Consider the following 11,522-nt stretch of genomic DNA (forward strand, 5'->3'; position numbering starts at 1 on the left):
AGGGTTCCAGTTGACTAAAAGTGTTAAATCATTCATAATTAAAAATGACATGAATATGGCTCAAAAAATAAGTTTATTGGTCATCACGTTCTTCATTAAAATTAATTTAATTTTTCTTCCATTAGTTATGGCAAAGGTAACTGGTGTATGCTCAAACTGTCATACCATGCATAACAGTCAAGATGGCCAGCCTGTAGTAAAATTTGGAGGTTGGGATCCTAGCAATGGACAACAAACAGGTAGTATTTCAGATGAGCCACAAGAGTATTTACTTATTTCAAACTGTATTGGATGTCACACAAATGCAGTAGGGAAATCCCTAATGCTCCCCAAATCTGCAATTGAGTTACTTGCTTTATAAAGATAATTGTGTTAAAAATTAAAATATGCGGTGTCCTAAATGCGGTTATTGTTCTTTTGATTATTTAGATGCCTGTCCTAAGTGTGGTATGGCATGGAGCGAATATAAGACCCAACTAAACATTAAAGGTATAAAACCACAAAGCCCAAACTTTCTTACAGACTTATTAGCTACGGAAGAAAAAAAAGCCGAAGAAGCTTCCCTGTCCGAAGAGCTGGAGAAAGCCGCAAAGCCAGTGCAGGAAACAGAAATAAAAGAAAAAACAGATCAAGAAAAAGAAGTCCTTTACCCCACTGAAGAGATAGAAACCCCAGAACTGGCAAAAGAGCCAGAAGCGGAAGTAAATGAAGAAATATCTGAACTAGAGACAGTTGGAGAAACCCTACTCCCTTCAGAGAAGCCAGAAAAACCGGTAGAGCCAGCACAGGAATTAGAAGCAAAGGAAGAAATAACCGAGATAGAAGAGACCTTACCTCCTTTTGAAGAAACAATAGAAGAATTTCCTGAAGAAAAAGAAATACCCAAAGAGGCTTTTTCTCCTCTTGAAGAAATAGAAAAAGCCTCAGAACTGCTCCAGGAACCAGAAGGAGTAGAAGAATTACCTAAAGAGGAAGAAATAGCCCAGACAGAAGAAGAACTCCCACCTTCTGAAGAAATACAAAAGATCACAGAATTGGCACAAGAACCACAAGTGGAAAAACTATCTGAAGAAAAAGTAGCCGAACCAGAAGAGGACCTGTCACTTTATCCAGAAGCAAAATCTGTTTTTGAAGAGATAGAAGGAACTTTGGTAGAAATAGAAAAAATGGACAGAACTTCTGAAATGCCTGAAAGAAATGAAGAGAAATCAACAAGTCCAGAAACAATACCTGAACCCATTGAGGTGTTAGAAGAGGTAGAGAAAACTCCTTTAGAGCTTGATATTTCAGAATCAGATATAGAAGTTTTAGAAGATATAGAACCCCCAAAGAAATGATCTAATGATTTATCCTTTGCTTTTTCTAAAAACTTAGGGTAGGTAAAATAGAAATGAAAAAGGTGCGATGTATTGTTATTAGCGGTTATGGCACTAATTGTGAAGTAGAAATGGCCTATGCTTGTAAATTAGCAGGGGGGGAAGTTGAAATTGTTCATATAAGTGAACTGATTTATGGAGAGAAATCTTTAGATAATTACCACTTCCTTAATTTCCCAGGTGGTTTTTTAGATGGTGATGACTTAGGAGCAGCTAAGGCAGCCGCTAATAGATGGAGGTTTGGGAAGATTAAAACTACAGGAGAACCCCTTTTTGACCAGATTATGCGGTTTATTAAAGAAGGAAAACTCATTCTAGGAGTATGTAATGGATTTCAATTGATGGTCAAGTTAGGCATTTTACCTGGTTTAAGGTTCCAATATGCCCTTCAATTAGCTAGTTTGACTTATAATGATTCAGGTCGTTTTGAAGACCGCTGGGTTTTCTTAAAATTAGACCCCAATACTCCCTGTGTCTTTACCCAAGGATTAGATAAACTTTATCTTCCGGTAAGGCATGGAGAAGGGAAATTTGTTGTCCAAGATGAAAATGTATTAACTGCCATTGAAAACAATCATTTAGCCGTCTTAAAATATACTCATCCAGAGACAGAACAGCCTACTATGGAATATCCTTTTAATCCCAATGGTTCTATCAGTGCTATTGCTGGCATTTGCGACCCTAGTGGTAGATTATTTGGCCTCATGCCACACCCCGAAGCGTTTTTACACTTTACAAATCATCCCCATTGGACAAGAGAACAACTGTCAGAAGAGGGAATGGGTTTAGCCCTGTTTCATAACGCCATTACATATATAAAACAAAACATCTTGTGAAACATCTTTTATTGAAAATAATGATAATAGGTTAGATGACTTGCTTCACTTTACAAGGTAGTTTTGCAAATGCGCATAGAAAGGATTCATTTATTCCCTTCTTGACCTTGCACTTAGAAGACATTTTCACAAAGAAGGTTATATTTATGAAAAAAGAAAGTTTAAACTTTTTACTTTTTCAAGGCTACTGGGAAAAATAAGAAACATAAAAGATGGATTTGAGTTTACTCCGCCTCTAAAATTGGTCATCTCTCCCTTAAAAGAAAAAGGGATTTTATCGGGAAGTGGTAGACTATTATGAGGAGTATGTGCTTTATGGAGGCTATCCAGCAGTAGTCCTTTTAAACGACCTAGATATGAAAAGGCAATACTTAAATGATATTTACAATGCCTATGTGCATAAAGACATAAGTGCGATTTTTAATATAGAAAATATCACTGCCTATAATCAGCTAGTTAAATTTTTGGCTCTACAGATGGGAAATCTTCTCAATGTGCAGGAATTAAGTAAAACCTTAAGTATAACCCAAAAAACCGTAGAAAAATTTTTAAAAATCTTAGAAGATACTTATGTTTGTCATCTTGTTACCCCCTTTTTAGTAATAAGCAAAAAGAATTGACCAAAATGCCCAAAATATTTTGGTATGACACTGGCTTAAGAAATCGCCTTATTTCAGATTTTAAGCCTTTAGCCAAACGTGTGGATAAAGGTAACCTATTAGAAAACGCAGTTTTTAAAGATTTACTCTTTATAGTAGAGAATAAAGCCAATATTAAATTCTGGCGGACAAAACATGGAAGTGAGATAGACTTTGTTTTAGAGCAAGAAAGATTGTCTGCCTGGGAGGTAAAGAGTGGTGAGGTAACTACTGCTCCTTCTGGTCTGTGTTCATTTTTGCGTTATTATCCACAGACAAAGGCCTATGTGGTAAACGCAAAAATTCAGAAGAAGGAAAAAATATATATTTTATTCCCTTTTATGTAGTAGACTTTTTAAACTATACTAAGTAAACTTTCAACAAAAAAGTGGCTAACTAAAGCGGCCCTCCCTGCCTGTCCCCGCCTGCCTGTCGGCAGACACGGCCGTCGGGCAGGCCTTACTACCACAGGTGCACAACTTTTTCATGTTATCACACTACCCCTTTTGGGGAAAAATTTGACAAAATAAATACCCTATGATATATTAAGAAAGTGGTGGATTTTGATGTTTTTACCCCAAATATTTATTGGTATTTTAGGAAAGATAGGTATTTTCTATCTATAAAAATTCTTGACATTGATATAATATCTCTCACAGAAAAAACTTTTAAGTCGGTCTTTCTTAATCATCTCCCGCTAAGATAGATTGGGATAACCCTTAAATAGAGAAATGGAAAGGAGGTGGCCATGCAGATAGACTTTCACTTTTATACTATTTATGCCTTGGCAAGAGGAGTTGGATTTAAGCCAGATGATGCCCATATTATTGCCTATTCATCCCAACATACAGATGATGCCAAGTATGAACATGCCCTTGATTTTGAAAATGGTGGAAGGTTTCAGCAGGTGCTTACTGCTCATAAGTTTCTTGATTTGGATGTCTTGACAAAGCCTACCTGCTATAGGATATGGATACCTTTTCATTTTCTTCCTGGAAATTTAGGCAAAGATTTTTATGAGCGCATACTTGTTAGAGCAAATAGTGTCATTGCTCAAAGGATGATAGAAGATTTTTTAAGTGCTGATTTAAAGCCTTATAGCCTTCATCGTTTAGGCATTCTTCTACATGTCTATGCAGATACATGGTCACATCAAAATTTCATGGGCATCATGCATGATATGAATGATATTAAAAGTATGAAAGTAAAGGGGACAGAGAAAGGATTTTTAAAATCTCTATTAAACAAACTTAAAGAAGAATTTCTTGAATACCATGCCCCAAAGCTTGGTCACGCCCAAGCAGGAACCATCCCTGATGAACCATATCGAGAATGGAAATATAAAGACTACAAAGGTTATCATTTAGAAATTTCTAATAATGAACGAGCCTTGGATGCAGCCCAAAACTGTTATTTAGTGCTATCTAGATTTTTAAAACGATTCCCTCAATTTTTGAGCTCTAAAACAATACCTTGGCAAGAAATTGCAGATAAAATAGCTGAATTGTTTAATCATGAAGGAGAGTTAGAAGATAGGGTTAAGAATTGGCAAGAGGCAATTTCAAAAGGGTTAATTGGATTTGAACCAAAAGATAGAGACATCAATCTTTTTTATGATGATAGAGAGTGGTTTAAGTCTGCAGTTACTGTAAAAAAAGATGAAAAGGAACACTATATAAGAAATAAAGGTTTTGAAAGAAGTAATTGGAAATTTTTTCATGATGCAGCCGCCTTTCATAGATTTCATATATTACATGAATTGCTCCCAGAATATGGCATAATTTGTGGTTAAAAGGAGAGAAAAATGGCTGTAACCATTAGTGATTTAAGTCTTAGGGAAATTACTTTAGATAGCCTGCCTCGTTTAAAAAGATTAAGGGAACTCCATTTTAATACCAGACCTGAAATTTGTTTAGAACTGCCAAGACTTATGACTCATTATATGAAGTATTTAGATAATAAAGAAGATTCACCAGAGCTTCGGGCAGGAAAGATGTATAAATATATTTTGGAAAATAAAAGCCCACTTATTCTTGATGAAAATCTCCTTATAGGTACCACTACAACAAAACAAATTGGTGTAGTCCTTTACCCTGATTTATTGGCTCAAACTATCTGGCCAGAATTAGAGACCATTAGCCGTAGAAAGAAAAATCCATTTGGAATTACCAGAAAAGAAATAGATGAGCTTAATTTTGAAATCTTTCCCTTTTGGATGAATCGCACTATTCAGGAGGTAGCAAGAAAAGATAATAACAATCCATTTTGTCAAAGATTGATGGAAAGGATCGTCTTCTTTTTAGCTACCAAGGCCTATTGTATCTCTCATACAGTGCCAAATTATAAGGTTGTGCTTGAAAGGGGTATTTTGGACATTATAAATGAAGCCAAGGAAAAGGAGCTTTCTTCAGAAGATAAAGAAAAAAAGGATTTTTATAAAGCAGTTCAGTTATCATTAAGTGGTATCCTTTCTTATGCAGAAAATCTAAGCAAATTTGCTAAAAAAATGGCAGAAAAGGAGACAGATCCTGAATGGAAGGAAGAGCTATTAAAGATGAGTGAAATTTGTAAAAAAGTGCCAGCAAAAAAGGCTGATACCTTCAGAGAGGCTATAAATAGTCTTTGGATATATAGAGTGGCACTTCATCAGGAAAATGCAAATGTCGCTATGAGCCCTGGAAGGTTGGATCAAGTGCTTTATCCTTATTATTGTAAAAGTATTGGACAAGGTATGAGCCTCAGTGAGGCAGTAGAATTAGTAGGGTGTCTCTGGCTTAAAATCTGTGACCATGTGCCTTTAGCACCAGAGACCAGTGAAGAATTATTTGGCGGCAGTGGTTCTAATCAGGCCGTTACTTTAGGTGGGATAGATATGGAAGGAAATGATGCAGTAAACGACCTTACCTATATAATGTTAAGGGCAACAGAGCTTTTAAAGGTGCGTGATCCCAATGTCAATGCCCGTTGTCATCCTGAAATAAATAAAAAAGAATATCTTCATAGACTTTGCGAAGTAAATATAAATACAGGAGCCACTCCCTGTTTCCATAATGATGTATCTGCCATTGAGGCCTTGTTAGGACAAGGGGTCTCTCTTGAACATGCCAGAGATTATGCCTCAGTGGGGTGTGTAGAGCCTACAAGTTGTGGACGCACATTTGGCCATACAGGTTGTTTATTGATGAATCTTCCTTCTGCCTTAGAATTAGCACTTTTTCAAGGAAAGCATAGACTTACAGAAGATGAACAAATCGGCCCCAAAACAAAGGCACCAAAAGATATGACTTCTTTTGAAGAATTTAAAGAGGCGTTAGCTACACAGATTTCCTGGCTTATTGAACAGGCAGTTACTTTAAATAACAATTTTGGGCGTGCTTATCAAAAGATTCATCCATTTCCTATGCTTTCTGTAGTGATAGAAGGATGTATGGAAAAAGGTAAAGATGTTATTTATGGAGGTGCCCTTTATAACTCCTCTGGGGCAGCCATAATTGGAATAGCTGAAATTGTAGATTCGATGACTGCCATAGAAGAGTTTGTATTTGAAAAAAGAATTATTTCTTTTCCTGAATTAATTGATGCCATAAACAAAAACTGGGAAGGGTATGAAAACCTTCAAACAATGATAAAGACATCAACGGAAAAATTTGGCACAGACAGTGAGATGGCCAAAAAGAATGCAGATTGGTTAATAAGCCTTTTACATGAGACATTTCAAAGCAAAGAAAATTATAGGGGTGGTAAATATACAGTAGGCTATTGGACCATGACCAATCATGCTGGCTTTGGGATGTTAAGTGGAGCATTGCCCAGTGGTAGAAAAAAAGGAGAGTCTTTTCCAAGCGGGATTACACCAGTCTCAGGGGCTGCTCCTCAACTCACTCCCTGTTTAAACTTTGTGGCGCATTTGGATCACAAAAAGATTGCCGATGGTCATGCCTTAAATTTAAAATACACCCCTTCTACTACCACTGTACCTAAATTTGCAGATACAATTTTTGCCTTCTTTAAAATGGGAGGATTACAGGTGCAGTTTAATATCATTGACCGAAAGACCTTAGAAGATGCAAAAAAACACCCTGAAAGATATCCTGATTTATTTGTCAGAGTCTCTGGATATTCTGCTTATTTTAAAGATTTAAACCCTCAGATGCAGGAAGAGATTATTACCCGTGCTGAATATAATTTAGATACTGGAGAAGAACAAAGATTTTAAAGGAGAATAAAAAATGAAAGGTATAAAGGAAATTGCCGATTTCCAAGACCTGTTTTTTAAAATTGCAAAGGAAAAAAGTGAGGAATTATTAAAAGGAGACATTCAAAAAGAAATAGAATCTGAAAAAGACTTTCCAGTTTCAATCAAGGCTGACTTCAATCTCTTGATAAATGAAATAAGTGCCTTAGCTAAAACAAGGAGTTTTTTTAAAGATATTATTGAAGAATTAAAGTCTGACTTAAATGACCTCCTTAAGAGCAAAGATTATGATGAATTCATTAACAATTTTAAAGACTTAGTGGAAATTGAGCAACTAAAAAATTTGCCTGATGTATTGCGTGGCATTATCCATATGGAAATAGGCTTAGCCGTTTCATTTATCACCGTAGTTAATAACTTAAAAGACATAAGAATAGAGGACTATGAAGATAGTTTTAATCAGTATTTCTTTTCTGATGGTTATAAGACAGTATCTGAAGATTTAATTGTGCGGCCTAAACTCCCCCATATTAGCAGTTTTTCAGACATAAAAACCATTGGCAATCAAATTAAGGCTGAACGTTATATCCGGGACATGATAAGAATCATAGTGGAAACCACCGGAGATAGATTATATAAACTGAGGGAACGTTATCCCAAGTTTATCCAAGAATATCAGGATAACTCCAAAAAGAAATTAATAGACTGGTTTGACTCTTTCGGAGATATGGCTGAAGCATCATTACTTCCTGTAGTTGAAGGTGTTATTAATGGCGCCTTTAGCATTAAATTAAATCCATTAATAGCTGCAGCTATAGGCACATTTTGTTCTGTTACTGCTAGAAAAGCAACCGAGCATTCGTACCTTACACTTTTAAGAATTAAATATAGTTAATTGCCACAGAAATAATGGGAGTAGACGCAGTTAAATAAATTTATGAGGTGTAATAATGAAATACACAGTTAAGTTAGTATTGGACCTGAGTGAGATCAAAAGATATCCAGAACTTAGAAAAGCGCTTTATAAAGAGAAAAAACCTATAAAGGTAGCGGCAGTTCGTAATAGCAAGATACTAGGAGCAAAAGAAATTGATATTAAAGAAATAAGAAAAAATACTAATCGGTGTTCATATAGCTTTACTATTGAAAAGGTGTAATTGTCAGGGAGACCTATGGTCTCCCTGATTTTAAAATTTAAAGTAGGAGAAAAAGATGTTTGATTTAGAAAACATCATCAACAAATTGGCCTTAGAAAAGGCAGGGGAAAAATTCCTAAACACCCTTGAGGATGAGGCAGCAGAGACATTCTTAGAAGTGCTTCTGCTTTTTATGAAGTTAAAATTTATGTTTGATCCTTCTTATAGAAAAAATATTGAGAATTTCAAAGGACGTTATCAATTTAGAAGCAGAGATGGTAGAATTACGGTTTTGGTAGAACTTGATAATGGAAAGATGGATATTAAAGAAACATTAAGTGAAGATGTGGATGTAACTGTAATCTTTAAAGATGGGCGCTCATTGATGAATTTTTTGCTTTCTCAAAATAGAGACGTTTTAAGAGGATTACTTAATAACGAAATCAATGTTAATGGCAATTTAAATTATATTTACAAATTTGCCTTTATGGCCAATCACCTTCAATTGGAGCTGACAGGTAATCTGCCTTAATGGAAAAAAGGAGACCGCTTATTTTTGACATAAAAAGACATGCCTTAGAAGACGGCCCTGGTATCCGTAGTACTGTTTTTTTAAAGGGCTGCAATCTAAATTGTATCTGGTGTCAAAATCCTGAGTCAATAGACCCTTCACCTGAAATTGGCTTTTATCCCAAAAGTTGCATAAAATCGGGGGAATGTGTAAAGGTCTGTAAGAAAAATGCCTGTAGTTTAGAAAACCCTTTAAGGATTGATAGGGAAAAGTGTGATAAGTGTGGAGACTGTGTAAAGGCATGTCCTGGTTTAGGTTTAAGACAAATAGGCCATTTTTACCCTATTGAAGAATTGGTCTCTATTTTAATACGTGACAAAGTATTTTATGAAGTCTCAAACGGAGGAGTCACCTTTTCAGGGGGCGAACCTACTTTACATATGGATTATGTGTCTTTACTCCTTAGGTCATTAAAAAAAGAGGGAATCCATACTGCTATTCAAACAAATGGTTTTTTTGACTGGTTTGAATTTAAAGAAAAATTATTACCTTGGCTTGATTTAATTATGTTTGATGTAAAACTGTTTGATCCAAAACAACATTTAAAATACACAGGGCAAAAAAATGACATTATTTTAGAAAACCTGGCTGAATTGGTTAAAGAAAGACCAGAAGATGTAATTCCAAGAACTCCACTTATTCCAGATATTACCGCCACCACCGAAAATTTGAAGGCTATCTCTAAACTATACAAAGACTTAAATATAAAACAATGTGCCCTTTTGCCATATAATCCAACAGGTTTTTCTAAGGCAGAAAATATTGGCAAAAAGGTATCATCTATGCTTTCTAGACATATGATGAAGCCTGAAGAAGAAAAAAAATATAAAGAGATATTCTCTTGGGCAGAATTAATTAAATTTTAAAGGGGCAATATGAATATACAAAAGATTTATTTTTTATTATTGCTAGCACTTATGTGTATTTATGCTTGTATACCCAAACAGGAGGCTACAAAAATTAAGCCTTTATCTAATAAATTCATTACCTTAAAACTTGAACCAGCATGCAAGCATGACCCTTTAATCTCAGAAATAAAAAGCGAGCTAAAAGATAAAAATTCAGTCCTTCATCTTATGAAATTTTATGCTGAACAATTGGAAAAAGACCCAATTTATTTAAAAAAATTAGAAAGACTTTTTACCTGTGGAGAGGCTAAAGAAGCTAAAGGACACTTTTATGGTATTACTTTATTTCTTAAAAAAGGAGAACATCCTTATGGTGATTTTTTAAATCAAATTTGGGGGGCTACTTTAGCTGATGTCTCTCCATGGGATGGGAAGATATTTAATCCTATAAATAATAAAAATCTAGAATTTTATACAGAAGGATTTGAAAAGGGAGAAGTCCCCACTTACTTGGGAATAAATTGCTTTAGAAAATATGAAGGCTCTCTTTTAAATGTGGCCAGCATAGTAGTATTAACTTTCTGGATGAATTTAAAAGAAGCTCCACAGGAAGAAAAGACAAAATATGGATATGATAAAAAGGGAGGATTATTTATTGCTAGAAGGGCCAAATCAGTAATGTTAAATAGCTCAGAAAAAGAAGTTTTTCAGTTAAACTATCGTTGGAGAAGATTGGGCAATCCCATACCACTTAAATATTTGATTGATGAGATAGTTGAAATTGCAGATGGTCTTTATTTGGGTCAGTTGCTTTTTGCCACCAAACATCTGTTAGAAGATTATGACCCTCAGTTAGAACCATCTGAATATAAATATGAAAATTTTGGCTATTTTTTGTTGATGGATGAAAAATGGAATGAGGAAAGAAAAAGACTATTTTTAGGGGGATAAAATGAAACATCTATTTATGTTATTCATTTTGTTTTTTATAGTAGGCAATTGTTCAGCCTTAAAAGAAACGCCTGTTGAAGCAGAAATGCCCAAAAAATTTACCCAATTTACTTTTAAAGATGAATGTAAAAATGATTCAGTGCTTACAGAAATCTATAATGATATGAAAGGCAAGGCAACTATATTGGATTTAATGAAATTTTACTCTGATGAACTTGCTAAAGACATGAATATAAATTCGCCTTATTTTAAAAAATTACAAAAAATCTTTGATTGTGGCATTACTCCTAAAACTATGAGTGGCTATTATCACGGGGCAGTGATTGCCTTTAGAAATGAAGCCATGTTAAGAACATTTGATATTAATACCCTTAATTTAAAATGGCCTTTGGCCAGAATTTTTTCTCCTTGGACAGGTAAGACTTTTGAGAAAATAAATGCTGAAACATTAAGGGCTGTTACAGATGGTTTTGAAACAAATGCAACTATTGCTGCCTGGGGTGCCAATACTTATAGCACTCGTTCTATCAAAAAGAGAGTAACAGTAGAATTAATGAGGGCTTTGGGTATTAAATTGATTCCTGCCTACCCAGAAGAAGTGAAAAAATATGATTTTAATGTTAAAGGCTTCTTTTTTATTGGGAAACCTGGAAAATCAGTCAATCCTGACAATAAAGGCAGAATGGTTTATCAAATCAATTACAGATGGCCTGCATTGCATACATTCCCACCAGATAATTATTGTATTGATGAACTAGTGCAGATTGCAGAAGGTCTTTATTTAGGTCAACTTAATTATGCCACAAATATTTTAAAGAAATATGACCCCAGAGTAGACCCAAAGGTTTATAAATACAAAAACTTTGGTTACTGGATGCTTATGGATAGTGACTGGCAGAAAAGAAGGACAGAGATTTTATTTGATATAGAAGAAAATTAAAAATTTAGGAGACAGAAAAACTTACCATCGG

At 34.8% G+C, this 11,522-nt stretch carries 11 protein-coding genes and 1 pseudogene; all 12 read left to right on the plus strand.

Features of this window, described 5'->3' with window-relative positions:
- Positions 1-127 precede the first annotated feature (127 nt).
- A complete protein-coding gene (locus tag HS1_RS09005; RefSeq protein ID WP_156469437.1) occupies positions 128-361 on the plus strand; it encodes a hypothetical protein in 234 nt (77 codons plus the stop codon).
- A 25-nt stretch (positions 362-386) separates the two neighbouring features.
- Positions 387-1,337 (plus strand): hypothetical protein, encoded by a 951-nt coding sequence (locus HS1_RS09010; RefSeq protein WP_066064198.1) that lies wholly within the window; start codon positions 387-389, stop codon positions 1,335-1,337.
- Between the two features lie 53 nt (positions 1,338-1,390).
- A complete protein-coding gene (locus tag HS1_RS09015) occupies positions 1,391-2,212 on the plus strand; it encodes a phosphoribosylformylglycinamidine synthase subunit PurQ (RefSeq protein WP_066064201.1) in 822 nt (273 codons plus the stop codon).
- Between the two features lie 356 nt (positions 2,213-2,568).
- Positions 2,569-3,197, plus strand: a pseudogene (locus tag HS1_RS09025) (ATP-binding protein).
- Positions 3,198-3,598: 401 nt separating this feature from the next.
- Positions 3,599-4,642, plus strand: coding sequence for a DUF6765 family protein (locus HS1_RS09030; protein ID WP_066064211.1), 1,044 nt, complete (start codon positions 3,599-3,601; stop codon positions 4,640-4,642).
- A 12-nt stretch (positions 4,643-4,654) separates the two neighbouring features.
- On the plus strand, positions 4,655-7,066 hold the full coding sequence (locus HS1_RS09035; protein ID WP_066064214.1) for a pyruvate formate lyase family protein: 2,412 nt from the start codon (positions 4,655-4,657) through the stop codon (positions 7,064-7,066).
- A gap of 13 nt (positions 7,067-7,079) precedes the next feature.
- Positions 7,080-7,940, plus strand: a complete 861-nt coding sequence (locus HS1_RS09040) for a hypothetical protein (RefSeq protein ID WP_066064217.1) — start codon at positions 7,080-7,082, stop codon at positions 7,938-7,940.
- Positions 7,941-7,995: 55 nt separating this feature from the next.
- On the plus strand, positions 7,996-8,202 hold the full coding sequence (locus tag HS1_RS09045) for a hypothetical protein (protein WP_066064220.1): 207 nt from the start codon (positions 7,996-7,998) through the stop codon (positions 8,200-8,202).
- Positions 8,203-8,257: 55 nt separating this feature from the next.
- The gene (locus tag HS1_RS09050; protein ID WP_066064223.1) at positions 8,258-8,713 is read left to right on the plus strand and encodes a hypothetical protein; all 456 of its coding nucleotides are present in this window, start codon (positions 8,258-8,260) and stop codon (positions 8,711-8,713) included.
- The gene (locus tag HS1_RS09055; protein WP_066064226.1) at positions 8,713-9,618 is read left to right on the plus strand and encodes a glycyl-radical enzyme activating protein; all 906 of its coding nucleotides are present in this window, start codon (positions 8,713-8,715) and stop codon (positions 9,616-9,618) included. Before HS1_RS09050 ends, HS1_RS09055 begins: the two co-directional genes overlap by 1 nt.
- A gap of 9 nt (positions 9,619-9,627) precedes the next feature.
- Positions 9,628-10,551 carry a hypothetical protein gene (locus tag HS1_RS09060; RefSeq protein ID WP_066064229.1) on the plus strand — a complete coding sequence of 308 codons (924 nt, stop codon included), beginning with the start codon at positions 9,628-9,630 and terminating at the stop codon, positions 10,549-10,551.
- A gap of 1 nt (position 10,552) precedes the next feature.
- Positions 10,553-11,491 carry a hypothetical protein gene (locus tag HS1_RS09065; protein WP_066064232.1) on the plus strand — a complete coding sequence of 313 codons (939 nt, stop codon included), beginning with the start codon at positions 10,553-10,555 and terminating at the stop codon, positions 11,489-11,491.
- Positions 11,492-11,522: the final 31 nt, after the last annotated feature.

Source organism: Candidatus Desulfofervidus auxilii, from assembly GCF_001577525.1.
GTDB lineage: Bacteria > Desulfobacterota > Desulfofervidia > Desulfofervidales > Desulfofervidaceae > Desulfofervidus > Desulfofervidus auxilii.